At 72.6% G+C, this 15,487-nt stretch carries 11 protein-coding genes and 1 riboswitch; of the genes, 8 read left to right on the top strand and 3 right to left on the bottom strand.

Annotated elements, in window-relative coordinates; all coding sequences use genetic code 11:
* Positions 1–60 precede the first annotated feature (60 nt).
* Entirely contained in the window at positions 61–2,052 is a 1,992-nt protein-coding gene (locus ACIA8L_RS32050; RefSeq protein WP_395910332.1) for an Hsp70 family protein, read from the bottom strand.
* A gap of 97 nt (positions 2,053–2,149) precedes the next feature.
* Here ACIA8L_RS32050 and ACIA8L_RS32045 point away from each other — a divergent pair, with 97 nt between their 5' ends.
* The 8 genes from ACIA8L_RS32045 (at position 2,150) to ACIA8L_RS32010 (ending at position 11,490) form a co-directional block, all read left to right on the top strand.
* Entirely contained in the window at positions 2,150–2,779 is a 630-nt protein-coding gene (locus ACIA8L_RS32045; protein ID WP_395910331.1) for a maleylpyruvate isomerase N-terminal domain-containing protein, read from the top strand.
* A 62-nt stretch (positions 2,780–2,841) separates the two neighbouring features.
* Positions 2,842–4,218 carry a hypothetical protein gene (locus tag ACIA8L_RS32040; protein WP_395910330.1) on the top strand — a complete coding sequence of 459 codons (1,377 nt, stop codon included), beginning with the start codon at positions 2,842–2,844 and terminating at the stop codon, positions 4,216–4,218.
* Positions 4,215–4,856: a maleylpyruvate isomerase family mycothiol-dependent enzyme gene (locus tag ACIA8L_RS32035; RefSeq protein ID WP_395910329.1), complete on the top strand. Its 642-nt coding sequence runs from the start codon at positions 4,215–4,217 to the stop codon at positions 4,854–4,856. Before ACIA8L_RS32040 ends, ACIA8L_RS32035 begins: the two co-directional genes overlap by 4 nt.
* Before the next feature lie 154 nt (positions 4,857–5,010).
* A complete protein-coding gene (locus ACIA8L_RS32030; protein WP_395910328.1) occupies positions 5,011–5,937 on the top strand; it encodes an ABC transporter substrate-binding protein in 927 nt (308 codons plus the stop codon).
* A riboswitch (cobalamin riboswitch) is annotated at positions 5,896–6,104 on the top strand. Its footprint overlaps the gene before it by 42 nt.
* 153 nt (positions 6,105–6,257) lie before the next feature.
* Complete coding sequence (locus ACIA8L_RS32025) at positions 6,258–8,687, top strand: ribonucleoside-diphosphate reductase subunit alpha (protein WP_395910327.1); 2,430 nt, start codon at positions 6,258–6,260, stop codon at positions 8,685–8,687.
* A gap of 17 nt (positions 8,688–8,704) precedes the next feature.
* On the top strand, positions 8,705–9,682 hold the full coding sequence (locus tag ACIA8L_RS32020) for a ribonucleotide-diphosphate reductase subunit beta (RefSeq protein ID WP_395910326.1): 978 nt from the start codon (positions 8,705–8,707) through the stop codon (positions 9,680–9,682).
* 97 nt (positions 9,683–9,779) lie between these two features.
* Positions 9,780–10,454, top strand: a complete 675-nt coding sequence (locus ACIA8L_RS32015) for a response regulator transcription factor (protein ID WP_395910325.1) — start codon at positions 9,780–9,782, stop codon at positions 10,452–10,454.
* The gene (locus tag ACIA8L_RS32010) at positions 10,447–11,490 is read left to right on the top strand and encodes a sensor histidine kinase (RefSeq protein ID WP_395910324.1); all 1,044 of its coding nucleotides are present in this window, start codon (positions 10,447–10,449) and stop codon (positions 11,488–11,490) included. The genes ACIA8L_RS32015 and ACIA8L_RS32010 overlap by 8 nt, the downstream gene beginning before the upstream one ends.
* 37 nt (positions 11,491–11,527) lie before the next feature.
* On the opposite strand, the gene ACIA8L_RS32005 is transcribed toward ACIA8L_RS32010, so the two are convergent.
* Positions 11,528–14,155, bottom strand: a complete 2,628-nt coding sequence (locus ACIA8L_RS32005) for a DUF6493 family protein (RefSeq protein ID WP_395910323.1) — start codon at positions 14,153–14,155, stop codon at positions 11,528–11,530.
* Positions 14,152–15,477 carry an SWIM zinc finger family protein gene (locus ACIA8L_RS32000; RefSeq protein WP_395910322.1) on the bottom strand — a complete coding sequence of 442 codons (1,326 nt, stop codon included), beginning with the start codon at positions 15,475–15,477 and terminating at the stop codon, positions 14,152–14,154. Before ACIA8L_RS32000 ends, ACIA8L_RS32005 begins: the two co-directional genes overlap by 4 nt.
* Positions 15,478–15,487: the final 10 nt, after the last annotated feature.

Below are 15,487 nucleotides of genomic sequence, written 5' to 3'. Positions count from 1 at the left end.
CCTTCCCCCTGGCTCAAGGCCGGTCACCCACGCGGTGGCCGGCCTTCGCCGCGTCCGGGGTCAGCGCTTCATGCCGGCCAGGGACTTGCCGAACGTGGCCTTCGCGGCCTCGACGGTCTTGTCGCGTAGCGTGTTCTTCTCCTGCTGCGAGTACTCGGACCCGTCGCTGCGGCTGCCGGTGAAGTACACGGTCATGCGGGCGTTGCTGTCGCGCACCGCGAGGGTCAGGCGCAGGCTGCTCTTGCCCGCCTCGCCGGCCTGCGGGGTCTCGTAGATGATGGCCTCGTCGCCGAAGCCGGACAGGACCGTGTTGGGGCCGGCCAGCTTCCCGGTCTCCATCTCCTGCTGCTGCGCGTTGACGGCGTACTGGGTGTCGCTGAACCCGAAGATCGTGAACGAGATGTTCGCCAGCCGCTGCTGCTGCGGATCGCTCAGTGCGTGCGTGCGGCCGATGGCGCAGCTGCTCGAGTTCACCGTCGCGTTCGGGACGCGGATCGGGGTGGGCTTGCCGTTCTCGGCCTCGAACAGCTCGAAGAACGTCGACGCGTCCGACTTGGTGCACTCGTCGTCGGGGACCTTGGCCAGGTCGTACTTGCCGGGGCCGCCGGTGGTCGCGCCGCCGCCGTTGCCGTTGCCGGCCGCACCGGTGGTGGCCGCGCCCGTCGTGCCGCTGGCGTTCGGGCCGCCGCCGTCAGGTTTGCCGAGGAGCTTCGTCGCGCCGATGATGCCGCCGGCGACTACCAGTACCCCCACCAGAATAATCGCGACGAGAACCGCCGGCGACATCCCCTTGCGCGGTGCCGGAGCCGGCGGGAACGAGCGCTGCGGCACCATGGGCGGCGGCGGCATCGGGCTGACGGGGACGGCCACGGGCGGTGAGACGGGGGCCGCGGGGTAGCCCGGTGCCGAGACCGGGGCGATCGGGCTCATCGGGTTGGCGGTGAAGTTCTGTGTGTTCGGATAGGGGACGCCGGAGGACGGTACCGCTGAGACCGGAGTCGGGGCGGCGACGGCGTTGGCGGTGCGGTTCACGTACAGCGAACCCTCGGCCACGATCAGCTCCGGCTGCTCCGCGACGACCGGCGCGATGCCGAGCGCCTCGTGCAGCATCGTGGCCACCAGCGGGATCCGGCTGGAGCCGCCGACCAGGAACAGGCCGGCGACCGCGGACTGCGGGACGCCCGCCTCCTTGATCATCCCGCGGGTCATCGAGACCGTCGAGCGCAGCACCGGCCGGGCCAGGCCCTCCAGCTGCTCGCGGCCGAGCGGGACCTCGCGGCCCAGGGCCGGGATGCCGATGACGGTGCCGCTGGCCCGCGACAGCATCTCCTTGGCCGAGCGCACGTCGTCCCACAGCTGCCGCCGGGTCGCCGGGGTGGTCCACAGCTCGCCGTAGGTGGCCTGCAGGAACGCGACGACCGCGGCGTCGACGTCGAGGCCGCCGACGTCGTTGAGGCCGTCCGAGGCGACCTGCTCGAAGCCGGTGTGGCTGCGCCGCAGCAGCGTGACGTCGCAGGTGCCGGCGCCGAGGTCGTACACGAGCACGCACGCGCCGAGCGGGAGCGCGCCGCCGCGGGTGTGCGCGAAGTAGGTGGCCGCCGCGGTCGGCTCCCCGACCAGCTCGATGTTGACGAACCCGGCCTGGCGGGCGGCGTCGGCGAGCACGGCCCGCCGGTGCTGGCCCCAGTCCGCCGGGTGGGTGAGGGCCACGTCCTGCACCGGCCCCGCGACCCGGGCCGCCTCCCGCGCGACCCGGCTCAGCACCGCGACGATGAGGTCGCGCACGCCCACCTCGCGGTCGCCGAGCAGCACGGCCGTGTCGTCGATGCGGCGCTTCGGGTTCGGCTCCAGCCGCTCCGGCGCGCTGCGGGCCAGGTGCGCGGCGTCGCGGCCGGTGTGCAGCTGCCCGTCGGGGCCGAGCAGGACGGCGGAGGACAGCAGCGGGGAGCCGTCGAACAGCAGCGGCTGCACGCGGGCGTCGGGCCGCTGGAGCATCGCGATGGTGGTGGAGGTGCCGAAGTCGACCCCGAGGCGCAACCGCGCAGCTGTCATGGTCGGCGAGGATAACAGCCGGTCAGGCGGCGGTATGCAAGGAATCGGGCGGACACGCGGCGGAAGTGGAGCAACACCTCCGCTACCGTGCGGGAGTATGAGCATGCCGTACCGCGACGCTGTGACCGCCCTCGATCGAGCCTACGGCGGTGTCACCGAACTCGTCGCCGCCCTGACCCCCGACGACCTGCTGGCCCCGACCCGCTGCCGCGGCTGGCTCGTCGCCGACGTGCTGTTCCACCTGCTGAGTGATGCCCAGCGGGCGCTGGTCGCCCTGCACACCCCCGACCCCGGGCCGGCCGACACGGACCACGTCAGCTACTGGCGCTCGTTCCCGCCCGGCCGCGGCGATGACGGCTGGGCGAACCGGCTTGCGGCCGCGGCTTTCGGCGGGGGTACTGCCATCACCCGCCTCTGGCTGGAGACCGCTCCGGCGGCTGTCGATGCCGCGACGCGTGCCGACCCCGGCGGGTTCGCGCGGACGCAGGGCAAGGTGCTGGCCGTGCCGGACCTGGTGGCGACGTTCGTGCTGGAGGCGGTCGTGCACCACTTGGACATGACCGTCGCGTTTCCGGCCGCGGCGCCGCCCGCCCGCGCCGCCGTCGAGCTGGCCGGACGCACGCTGGCGGATTTGGCGGGTGAGGAGTTGCCGATCTCGGTGGAGGTCGTGCTGGAGGCGACCGGTCGGACCTCGTCCGAGCGGCCCTCGTTTCCGCTGCTTGGCTAGCGGGAGACTACAGATGTAGTTTAGTGGCCGGTGACGGTTGAGTGTGGGGTGATGGTGATGTGATGGCGTCGGTGGTGACGGTGACGGTGACGGTGACGGTGACGGTGACGGGGACGGTGGCGGCGACGGGGACGGTGGTGACGGTGGCGGTGGCGGGACGGCGTGAGCGGCTGCTCGACGCGGCCATCGAGGTCATCGGCGCGGGCGGCATTCGGGCGCTCACGCACCGGGCCGTCGACGCCGCCGCCGAGCTGCCCTCCGGTTCGGCGTCCAACCTGTTCCGCACGCGCGACGCACTGATCGGCGGTGTCGTTGAGCGTTTCGCCGAACGTGAACGCGCGACCTGGGAGCGAATCGCCGCCGATGCGCGCCCGGCGTGCGCGCGCGAACTGGCCGACGTGCTCACCCACTTCGCGCATGTGAGCACGAACGAGCAGCGAACGCTCACCCTCGCGCGCTACGCCATCCTGGTGGAGGCCGCGATCCGCCCGGAACTGCGCGCACACCTGCTCGCCACCGGTACGCGGGTGAACGAATGGGCAACGGCCTGGACAAGGACCGCCGGCTCAGCCGACCCCGCCCGTGACGCACCGCTGATCATGAACTACTGGACCGGCCTGGTCCTGCACCAACTGGCCATCCCCGACCCCGAGTTCAACCCAGCGACCCGGCTGCGCACGCTGGTCGAGGCCGTAATCGCAGCCCCGCGCGCCGATCCACGCACAGCCCCGCACACCGACTTCGTCACCGATCCGCGCACAGCCCCGCGCGTCGATCCGCGCACAGATCCGCGCACAGATCCGCGCACAGAGCCGCGCACAGAGCCGCGCGTCGATCCGCGCACAGATCCGCGCACAGAGCCGCGTGTCGATCCGTGCGCAGACCCGCGCGTCGATCTGCGCGCAGACCCGCACACCGACTTCGTCGCCGATCTGCGCGCAGACCCGCGCCTCGATCCGCGCGCAGACCCGCACACCGACTTCGTCGCCGATCCGCGCACGGACCCGCGCCTCGATCCGCGCGCAGACCCGCACACCGACTTCGTCGCCGATCCGCTAACGGACCCGCGCGTCGATCCGCGCACGGACCCGCGCGTCGATCCGCGCGCAGACCCGCACACCGACTTCGTCGCCGATCCGCGCGCAGATCCGCACACCGACTTCGTCGCCGATCCACGCGTCGATCTGCGCGCAGATCCGCACACCGACTTCGTCACCGATCCGCGCGTCGATCTGCGCGCAGATCCGCACACCGACTTCGTCGCCGATCCGCTCACTGGCTCGGTCTCCGATACACCCACCGGTCCGCTCACCAACTTGTTCACCGAATCGCCCACCGGTCCGCTCGCCAACTCGTTGAACGATCCGGTCGTCGGTCCGCTCGCCGATTCGCTCGACAATCCAGTCGCCGATCCGGTCATTGCTCAGGAGGCGCTATGACTTCTCTTTGGTCCACAATGGACGACCAGCGGGCGGCCGTGGCCGATCTGCTGGAGTCGCTCACCCCCGACGAGTGGGGGCGGCCATCGCTGTGCGCGGAGTGGACAGTGCGCGACGTCGCCGCTCACCTGACCATGCAGCAATTGTCCGTGCGCGACATGATCGTGCGCACGCCGATCATCCTGCGCGCGAAGGGCGACATGAACCGCGCGATCCGCGACATGACCACCGCGCAAGTGCACACGCACACCGACGCCGAGCTGATCGCGCTCATCCGCGCATCGATCGGTTCGCGCAAACACACAGTCGGCGTCACCCGGTACGAAACGCTCACCGACATCCTCGTGCACACCCAGGACATCGCGCTCCCGCTCGGCCGCACCATCGCCACCCCGCCCGAGGCGGCCGCCGCAGCCGCGACCCGGATGATGACAATGCACTGGCCGCGCCCGTTCCCGATCAAAAAGCGCCTTCGGGGGTACGACCTGATCGCCACCGACACCACATGGCGCACCGGCACCGGACCGCGGATCGAAGGCCCGATGGGCACACTGCTGCTACTCGTGTGCGGCCGCCCGATCGCCCTCGACCACCTCACCGGCGACGGCGTGCAGCCCCTTCGTGCGGCGCTACAGTGATAGCCAGGTGCCCGGTTTCGCTGCTCCCCGCGGCGACCGGGGTCGTCTAGGCCGTTGGCGCGTTGGTGCTGTTCGTGTGTGGCCGCCCGGTCGCCCTTGACCACCTCGCCGGCGGCGGTGTGCAGGCCATGCGTGCGGCGCTACGGTCGTAGGCATGCGCCTGGTTTCGCTGCTCCCCTCGGCCACCGAGATCGTCTACGCCCTCGGGCTCGGCGACGACCTCGTCGGGGTCACGTTCGAGTGTGACGAGCCGGCGGCCGCGCGGCGTGACAAGACGATCGTCGTCGGCGGCAAGGACACGAAGGGCATGACGCCGGGCGACATCGACGCGTACGTGCGCGCGCAGTTCACCGCCGGGGCCGACCTGTACACGCTGCACGCCGGAGCCCTCGCCGCGCTCGCCCCCGACCTGATCCTCACCCAGGACCTGTGCCGGGTCTGCGCGCTGCCGTCCGGGCACGTCGAGGACGCACTCGAGCACCTCGGCTGCCGCGCCGACGTGCTTTCGCTCGACCCGCACACACTCGACGACGTCCTGGACACCATTCGTGCGGTCGGCGAACGCGCGAGTGTGAGCGAACGTGCCGAGGCACTGATCGCGCGGCTGCGGGCCCGGCTGCGCGCGGTCGCGGAGCGGGTGGCCGGACGCGCCCGGCCCCGGGTGCTCGTCGTCGAGTGGGTCGATCCGCCGTTCACCGCCGGCCACTGGGTCCCCGACCTCGTCACCGCGGCCGGCGGCGAACCCGTCGCGGCCCGGCCCGGGCAGCGGTCGGTGGAGACCGACTGGGCCGAGATGGTCGCGGCGCGGCCGGACATCGTGGTCGTCTCCCCGTGCGGTTACCACCTCGACGGCGCCGCCGAGCAGGCCGCCCTGGTCGCCCCGAAGTTCCCCGGCGCGCAGGTCTGGGCCATCGACGCTGACGGCCTCGTCGTGCGGCCCGGCCCCCGCCTGGTCGACGGTGTCGAAGCCCTCGCCGAGATCATCCATCCGCGACACGCCACAACTTCTAGTGGCGTGCATTCGCAGCCGTCCCCATATATGGTGTTGATCGCAGCTGGTTCGGTCGCTCCTCCAGGGTGACCGAGGCAAGAGGGAACCCGGTGCGAATCCGGGACTGCCCCGCAGCGGTGAGTGGGAACGACCGCCGTCATCAGCACTGGGCGCGATCACGCCTGGGAAGCGACGGCTATTAGGCATGCGCTCGACGCCCACGAGTCCGAAGACCTGCCAGCGCGCCGCACACCCGACGTGGGTGCGCGGCGGTCGAAGGCCGCGCGGGACGGCCGACGCCACCAGCCTGGGCCCCAACAGCGGCGTCGGCGCATGCCGCCGCGGGGCACGGGCGGCGTCCCCGCGTGCCCGTTCGACCGTCCACAGTTGAGGGACGAGAGGGAACGCGGATGCGGGTTGATGTGCTGCCGGTCGAAGCCGGCGCGGTTGTGCGCGCGGTCGAGCGCTGGGCGGGTGACCTCGACGAGGTCGACCCGTTGCGCGTCGCGAACCGTACGGTCGGCGGGCTGCCGGCCGGTGCCACCACCGACGAGCGGGACCGGCTGGCGATCCAGACGGCGGCCGAGCTGATCGGCGAGGAGCCGCAGTACTCGCGGCTCGCCGCGCGGCTCCTGGCCGAATACGTGCACCGGGAGGTGCGCGGGCAGGGCGTCACCAGCTTCAGCGAATCGATCGCATACGCGCACCAGCAGGGGCTCATCGGCGACGTGACGAACACGTTCGTGCAGGGCAATGCGCGCGAACTCGACGAGGCCGTGGACGTCGCGAACGACCTGCGGTTCGAGTACTTCGGCCTGCGCACCGTCGCCGACCGCTATCTGCTGCGCCACCCCGAGACCCGGCTGGTCGTGGAGACGCCGCAGTACTGGCTGCTCCGGGTCGCCTGCGGCCTGTCCACGACACCCGCGGAGGCGATCGGCTTCTACCGGCTGATGTCGTCCCTGGCCTACCTGCCGAGCTCGCCGACGCTGTTCAACTCCGGCACCCGGCACACGCAGATGTCGTCATGCTTCCTCGTCGACTCGCCGAAGGACGAGCTCGACTCCATCTACGAGCGCTACCACCAGGTCGCGCGGCTGTCGAAGTTCTCCGGCGGGATCGGCATCTCGTGGTCGCGCGTGCGGGGGCGGGGTGCGCTGATCCGCGGTACCAACGGGAAATCGAACGGGATCGTGCCCTTCCTCAAGACCCTGGACGCCGGGGTCGCCGCGGTGAACCAGGGCGGGCGGCGCAAGGGGGCCGCGTGCGTGTACCTCGAGCCGTGGCACCCGGACGTCGAGGAGTTCCTGGAGCTGCGCGACAACACCGGCGAGGACGCCCGCCGCACGCACAACCTGAACCTCGCCAACTGGGTCCCGGACGAGTTCATGCGCCGCGTCGAGGCCGACGAGGACTGGTCGCTGATCGACCCGACCGACGCGCCGGACCTGCCCGACCTCTACGGCGAGGCGTTCGACACGGCGTACCGGATCGCCGAGAAGCGGGCCGTGCGCACAGTCCGGGCGCGCGATCTGTACGCGCGCATGATGCGCACGCTCGCGCAGACGGGCAACGGCTGGATGACGTTCAAGGACGCGTCGAACCGCTTGTCCAATCAGACCGGTGCACCCGGCAACACCGTGCACCTGTCCAATCTGTGCACCGAGATTGTCGAAGTGAACAGTGACGACGAGACCGCGGTGTGCAACCTCGGCTCGATCAACCTCGGCGCGCACGTCACCACCGACGGCGTCGACTGGGTGAAGCTGCGTGCGACCGTGCGCACCGCGGTCACCTTCCTGGACCGGGTCATCGACATCAACTACTACCCGTCCACGCAGGCGGCGGCCTCCAACCCGCGCTGGCGCCCGGTCGGGCTGGGCCTGATGGGCCTGCAGGACGCGTTCTTCACCCTCGGTATGCCGTTCGACTCCGCCGCGGCGCGGGAGCTGTCGACGCGTGTGCAGGAGGAGATCTTCCTGACCGCGCTGGAGACGTCGGCCGGCCTGGCCGAGCGGTTCGGGTCGCACCCGGCGTTCGCCGAGACCCGCGCGGCCGCCGGCGTCCTGCACCCGGAGCTGTGGGGGACGCCGGTCGAGGGCGAGCGGTGGGCGGCGGTGCGGGCCCGGATCGCGGCGACCGGCCTGCGTAACTCGCTGCTCATCGCGATCGCACCGACGGCGACGATCGCCTCGATCGCCGGCTGCTACGAGTGCATCGAGCCGCAGGTGTCGAACCTGTTCAAGCGCGAAACCATGTCGGGGGAGTTCCTGCAGATCAACACGTTCCTGGTCCGGGAGCTGAAGGCGCGCGGCCTGTGGACGGCCGAGATCCGCGACCAGATCAAGCGGGCTGACGGTTCGGTGCAGGGGATCTCGGCGCTGCCTTCGGAGGTGCGGCATGTGTACCGCACCGCGTGGGAACTTCCGCAGCGAGCGCTCATCGACCTGGCCGCCGCCCGCGCGCCCTTCATCGACCAGTCGCAGTCGCTCAACCTGTTCATGCGCGCGCCCACCATCGGCAAGCTGTCCTCGATGTACCTGCACGCCTGGAAGTCCGGCCTGAAGACGACGTACTACCTGCGCTCCCGCCCGGCCACCCGAATCCAGCAGGCGACCGTGCCCGTCCTCGCACCACCGACCCCGCCCGCCACCGCGCAATCGACCACAGCCGTCCTCATGCAACCGCCCGCGCCCGTCACTGCGCAATCGGACAGTGTCGTCGGCGTGCAACCGCCCGCGCCCGACATTGCGCAACCGGTCGTGGTCGTCGGCGGGGCGGCGGACGTGGCCGTTGCGTGTTCGCTCGAAAACCCCGAGTCCTGCGAGGCCTGCCAGTGAGCCTGCTCGATCCCGGTATGGACCTCACGTTGCGGCCCATGCGGTACCCCCAATTCTTCGGCCGTTTCAAGGACGCCATCAAGAACACCTGGACGGTCGAGGAGGTCGACCTGCACAGCGACCTGCCCGATCTGGCCCGCCTGACGCCCGCCGAACGGCACCTGGTGTCGCGGCTGGTCGCGTTCTTCGCCACCGGTGACACGATCGTGGCGAACAATCTGGTCCTGAACCTGTATCAGCACGTGAACGCGCCCGAGGGGCGGCTGTATCTGTCCCGGCAGCTGTTCGAGGAGGCCGTGCACGTCCAGTTCTACCTGAATCTGCTCGACACCTACGTTCCGGACGAGTCCGAGCGGTTCGCCGCGTTCGCCGCGGTCGAGAACATCCCGTCGATCCGGCGCAAGGCCGAGTTCTGTTTCCGCTGGATCGACTCGGTGTTCGCGCTGCGATCATTGCGCACGCGCGACGATCGGCGCGCGTTTCTGCTCAATGTCATCTGTTTCGCGGCGTGCATCGAGGGCCTGTTCTTCTACGGTGCGTTCGCGTACGTGTACTACCTGCGTTCGCGGGGGCTGCTGCACGGCCTGGCGTCGGGCACGAACTGGGTGTTCCGGGACGAGTCGATGCACATGGCCTTCGCGTTCGACGTCGTGGAGACGGTGCGGGCAGAGGAGCCGGACCTGTTCGACGACACGATGGCCGCCGAGGTCCGGGCCATGCTGGCCGAGGCCGTCGAGTGCGAGGTCCAGTTCGCCGCCGACCTCCTGGAGCAGGGCATCTCCGGGCTGCCGCTCGCCGACATGCGCGAGTATCTGCAGCACGTCGCCGACCGGCGGCTGGCGATCCTGGGCCTGGACCCGATCTACGGCAGCGGCAACCCGTTCGCGTTCATGGAGCTGCAGGACGTGCAGGAATTGTCCAACTTTTTCGAGCGCCGCGTGTCCGCCTATCAGGTCGGCGTCACCGGTGTTGTCGGATTCGACGACGAGTTCTGACCCCTATGTGACCGCCCGGCGCCGGACCGTGAAAAAAGGCGCCGGGTGTCACTTTCTGGTAGCCGACGATCTGCCCGGGCTCGTAGCATCGTGACCCATGCGCGTGCTGGTGGTGGAGGACGAAACCTATATGGCGGAGGCGATTCGCGACGGTCTGCGCCTCGAGGCGATCGCGGCCGACCTCGCCGCCGACGGTGACACTGCGTTGGATCTGCTGAGCGTCAACGCCTACGACATCGCCGTGCTCGACCGTTACCTGCCCGGCGCCTCCGGTGACGAGGTCGCCGAGCGGATCGTCGCCTCCGGCAGCGGCCTGCCGATCCTGATGCTGACCGCCGCCGACCGCCTCGACGACAAGGCGTCGGGGTTCGAGCTCGGCGCCGACGACTACCTCACCAAGCCGTTCGAGCTGCGCGAGCTCGTCCTGCGCCTGCGCGCCCTCGACCGCCGCCGCGGGCACAGCCGGCCGCCGGTGCGGGAGATCGCCGGCCTGCGCGTCGACCCGTTCCGTCGCGAGGTGTACCGCAACGGCCGCTATGTCGCGCTCACCAGGAAGCAGTTCGCGGTGCTCGAGGTGCTCGTGGCCGCCGAGGGCGGTGTCGTCAGCTCCGAGCAGCTCCTCGCGCGGGCCTGGGACGAGAACGCCGACCCGTTCACCAACGCCGTGCGCATCACGGTCTCGACGCTGCGCAAGCGCCTCGGCGAACCCTGGATCATCGCGACGGTGCCCGGGGTCGGCTACCACATCGACCCCGGCCCCATGGATGGTTAGGCCGCGGGGCCTGAGCGTCCGCCTGCGCTTCACCCTCAGCTACGCCGGGTTCCTGATGCTCGCCGGGTTCGTGGTGCTCGGCATCGTCTGGTTCGTGCTGGACCGGTTCATCATCGCCCGCGAGAACCTCCGGACGGCGGCCGGACTGCTCCTGCTCCTGCTGATCTTCGGCCTGGCCGGCGGCTGGGTTCTGGCCGGCCGGATGCTCAAGCCGCTGTCGCGGATCACCGACGCCGCGCGGAAGGCGGCCGACGGGTCACTGTCGCACCGGATCGAGCTGGCCGGGCGCACCGACGAGTTCCGCGACCTCGCCGACGCTCTGGACACCATGCTGGCCCGGCTGGAGGCACAGGTCACGGAGCAGCAGCGGTTCGCCGCGAACGCCTCCCACGAGCTGCGCACGCCCCTCGCGATCACCCAGGCGCTGCTGGACGTGGCCCGCAACGACCCGAACCGCGACGGCGGGGAGCTCGACGAGCGCCTCCGGGCCGTCAACACCCGCGCGATCGAGCTGACCGAGGCGCTGCTGCTGCTGAGCCGGGCCGATCAGCGCACGTTCACCCGCCAGCCGGTCGACCTGTCCCTGCTCGCGGAGGAGGCGGCCGAGACCCTGCTGCCGCTGGCCGAGAAGCGCGGCGTCACGGTGTCGACCTCGGGTGCCATCGCCCCGGCGGACGGCTCACCCGCGCTCCTGCTGCAGCTGACCACCAACCTGCTGCACAACGCGATCGTGCACAACCTCCCGGACCGGGGCACCGTCCGCATCCACACGACCGTCCACGCCGAGCACGTCACGCTGGTCGTGGAGAACACCGGCGACCCGCTCCCATCCCATCTCGTCGCCACCCTGACCGAACCGTTCCGCCGCGGCACCGACCGCACCCACAGCGACCAGGCCGGCGTCGGCCTGGGCCTGGCCATCGTCAAGAGCATCACCGAAGCCCACGACGGCCACCTGACCCTGCGGCCCGGCCCCACCGGCGGCCTGAGCGTCACGGTCCACCTACCCCGCGCCACCGCCGCCGACGTCACCTGAGCGCCCGCCGACGTCACTTGAGCGCCCGCCGCCGTCGTCACACAAGCGCTCGCCGCAGCCGCCGCGCCTCCTGCACCAGCCGCGACGATCCGCGCCGCCCGGCTACCGCTTCCAGCCCGGCGATCTCCACCGGCACGCCCCCCGACGCGGTCGCCGCCGTCTCCGCCGCGAGGGTCAGCAGGTCCGGCGTCCCCGGCGGCAGCTTGGCCACCGTCAGCAGCTCCGGCAGCGCCGCCCGCAGCAGCCGGAACACGACCCGCGCGGCCCCCGCCGCGGCCGCGTCCCGCAGCGGCTGGACGGCCCGGTTGACGACCACCACCCCACCGGCCGCGAGCAGCCCCAGATAGCGCCCAGCCGTCTCCGCGTCAAACCCGTCAGAGCCGTCGAACGGCCCGAACCCGTTGGAAGGGCCGGAGCCGTCGAACGGCCCGAACCCGTTGGAAGGGCCGGAGCCGGCGGCCAGCACCAGCAGCGCGTCGACCGCGGCGAGCCGGTCCGACTCGTGCCGCGCGGCCAGACCGTAGGCGACCGCGATCGGCAGCGCCGGCCCGCCGTCCCCGGACGCCTCGGCCAGCAGCGGCAGGACCGCGCCGCCGCCGCGCTGGTCCAGGTCGGCCGCGGACGCGACCTCGGGCAGCGCGAACGCCGCGGCCAGCCCCCGGTGCCACGGCAGCAGCCCCGGCCACAGCACGTGCCACCCGAAGCTCCCGGCGGCGATCGCCGGCGGGGCCGCGCCGAGCAGCTCGAACGTCTCGCCGTCGGCGGCCGCGGTCGTGACCTGCACCCGCAGCACCGGCAGCGAGCGGTGTTCGTAGTCCCCGCCGTGCTGCTTCGGCCGCCGCGGCACCACTTCGACCTGCCACTGCGGCGCGGGCAGCCCGCCGTCGCGCAGCCAGGCGGCCACGCGGGATCCGGCCGCGGTGCCAAGCGCCGCGGCTCGCGCGGCGGCGGCGGAGTCGGTGGTGGGTGGGAGGCGCAGCAGGGCCTGGCTGAGGTCCCACGGCCACGGCTCGCGCCCGCCGAGCGCGGCGAGGCGGTCGAGCAGCACCGCGGTGTCGAGGGCGCCGTTGGCCGCGGTCGGTGCGCTGACGAGGCCGCCGGTGCGGTCGTTGCCGACGCCGACGTGCAGGCCGATCTCGGTCAGCCGGGCCCACAGGAGCCGCTGCGGCGGCGCCATCCGCGGGCCGGGCATCGGCAGGCCCTGCGGCAGGAACCGCCGGGCCGAGGCCATGAGCGCCGCCCACGCCGACCGGGGCGGGGCCGCCTGCGGGTCGGCGGCCGTGCGCAGCAGCCGCGCGAACACGCCGCAGAGACAGTTGGGGTCCCAGGAGTGCTCGCCCGTGCCGTCGGTGTGCCGGTCCAGCACCGGCAGGAGCGCCGTGCGCAGCCCGGCCCGGTCGGTGGCGGCCAGCCGGACCGTGGCGTCGAGGACCCGCTCCAGCTGCGGCAGCGACGAGAACGGCCGGTGACTGTAGAAGGCCGCGACCTCCTCGGCGAGTTCGTCGGGGTCGGTGATCGGCGGGGGAGCGGGCGCGACCTCGGGTGCCGCCGGCAGCGCGACGCTGACGGCGGCGGGCGGAGCGGCGGCGGGCGAAGCGGCGGCGGGCGGGGTGAGCGCGGCGGCGCGCTCGCGGACGTCGATCAGCGGGTGGTCGAGGGCCTCGGCCGCCGTCGCCGCGATGTCGGACTCGCGGTCGGGGTGCCGGCGGCGCAGGGCGGCGAGCCACGTGAGCTGGGTGCGGACCAGGGTCTTGTCGGGGCGGCGCAGCACCGCGCGGGAGGCCTCGAGGACGGCGTCGAGCTCGAGGTCCGGGGCCTTGCGCAGCGCCTTCTGCGCGGCCGTCGCCACCGTCACCGGCGCGTCGGCGAGGAGGCGCAGGTAGTCAGCGGCGTTGGCGGCGACCTCGTCCGGGGTAGGGGCGAGGGCGGTCAGCAGGGCCACGAACGCACGGTTGGCCTGGCGCCGGTCGCCGCCGCGCAGCAGCCGGGACAGGGTGGCCGTGATCAGGGCCGGCCGGTCCAGGCGGCCTTCCGCCGACAGCGTCGCCAGGCCCTCGACCAGGGCCAGCTCGCCGCCGGGCCGCCCGTTGAACGCCCACAGCAGCATGCGCTCGCCGGCCCGGTCGGTGGTGAACAGGCGCGGGACGAGGTCGTCGAGGAACGGGTCGGCCCGCAGCCGCTCGGGCAGCGCGGCGGAGCGGGCCCGCAGCTCGGCCGGGTAGTTGAGGTGGTCGAGCCAGCCCAGCACGAACCAGTCCCCGGCCGGTGCCGGGGCGGACCCGGCGGCCAGCAGCTCCGCCAGGAACGCCCACAGGCCGCCGAACGGCTCGCGGCCGCGCTTGTCGCCCACGCGGCGGACGAGGTCGGGCAGCCAGGTGATCCCGCGGTCGCGGGCCGCGGCCAGGACCGCCGGGCCGGTGCCCGGACTCGGGAAGAACGTGCGCCGGCTGAGGACCCGGGTGGCGGCGGCGGCCGACGGCGCCGTCCCGACCGCGGCCACGGCCAGGGCGGTGTTGTGTTCGCCCAGCCACCGCAGCTCGGGGCTGGCCTTGAGGTAGGCCTCCAGGCCCTTGAACGCCGCCGGCCGTTCGCGCTCGTCGAGGGCCGCGACCGCCGCCGACACGTCGGCGACCTTCCCGTCGGCGATGAGACCGTAGTCGATCACGACTGGCCTCCGGCGATCGTCACGGCGAGGGCGTGCTTGCACGGTCCCCGGGTGCCGCGATGCTTGCCCTGCCACGGGCAGCTGCACGTCAGCGCCCCGTCCGGGAGCCGCCGCACCCGGTAGACCTGATCGCCGCTGCGGACCGTGGCGACGGCCGCCCCGTCGAGTGCGACCGCCCCGGCCTCGACCAGGGCCCGGGCCCCGGCCAGCCGCGGGTTGTCGCGCTCGGCGCGCCCCGCGTCGTAGGGCATGACCCGGTGGAAGTAGCCGGCCTCGGCCACGTCGTAGCCGACCCGGCCCGCGGTGCCGAGCTGGGCCAGGGCGGCCCGGACCCGCGCGACCGGCAGGCCGGCCGCGCCGGCGAGCGCGGCCACGTCGATCGTCGGGTCCCACGACAGCAGCGCGGAGACCAGGTCGGCGTCGTCGGTGACGTCGTCGCCGGCGAGGGCGGTGAGCGCGGCACCCTCGCCGGAGAACCCGCGGTGCGTCTCCGGCGACAGCGTGAGGGTCAGCCGCAGCGCGCCCGTTTGCACCTCCCAGGCACTGGGGACCGGCGGCGAGCCCGCGACCGTGTGCGGCCCGTAGACGCGAAGGCCTGAGCAGTATCGCAGCAGGGGTCGCAATGCCGCGAGCCGTCCGGCTCCCGCGAGGCAGATCGCGCCGGGAGCCGGGCGGGACGTCAGCCGCAGCGTCCGGCCCGCGGGGACGGCCCACAGCGTCGACCGGTCGGTGGCGGCCGGCAGGCGGCGCAGGAACGCGGACGCCTCGGCCGGGGACAGCTCGGCCCGCCTGTCGAAGCCCGCCGACAGGACGTGGACCTCGGCGAAGCCGCGCAGCCAGCGGGGCGGGAGCGGGACCTTCTTCTCCACGACGGTGCCGGTCATGGTGGCGGCGGTCAGGGCGTCGGGCCCGACCGACAGGTGCAGCGGGTCGAGGCCGGCGACGCGGGCCAGGGACTCCCGCAGCGGCGGGTTGACGTCGACGTTGGTGGTGCCGTGGCCGGCGTGCTCACCGTCCAGGCCGGGCGGCAGGATGTCGAGGCGCGCGTAGACCCCGCCGCAGCCGGAGAACGACTCGAAGCGCAGCCGGTCGGTGCTGCCGGTGACGACCGGGTCGAGGCTGGCCGGGTCGCGGGGCTGGAAGTAGCGGGTGCGGGCGACGTCGGCGACGGCGAGCAGCCCGGCCGCGGCCGCCGGCGGCGTGGTCAGGAACCCGGCGAAGAAGCACGGATTGGCCGCGGGCCCGCCGCTGGTCTGCAGCGCCACTCCACCGGCGCCCGCCGTCGACGGGGCCAGATATCGGAACTCCTGAACCGCACTCACGAACGCAGGC

The organism is Dactylosporangium sp. NPDC051541 (assembly GCF_044454505.1).
Classification (GTDB): domain Bacteria; phylum Actinomycetota; class Actinomycetes; order Mycobacteriales; family Micromonosporaceae; genus Dactylosporangium.
Note: the sequence above shows the minus strand (reverse complement) of the source record. Positions and strands in the feature narration are given on the sequence as shown.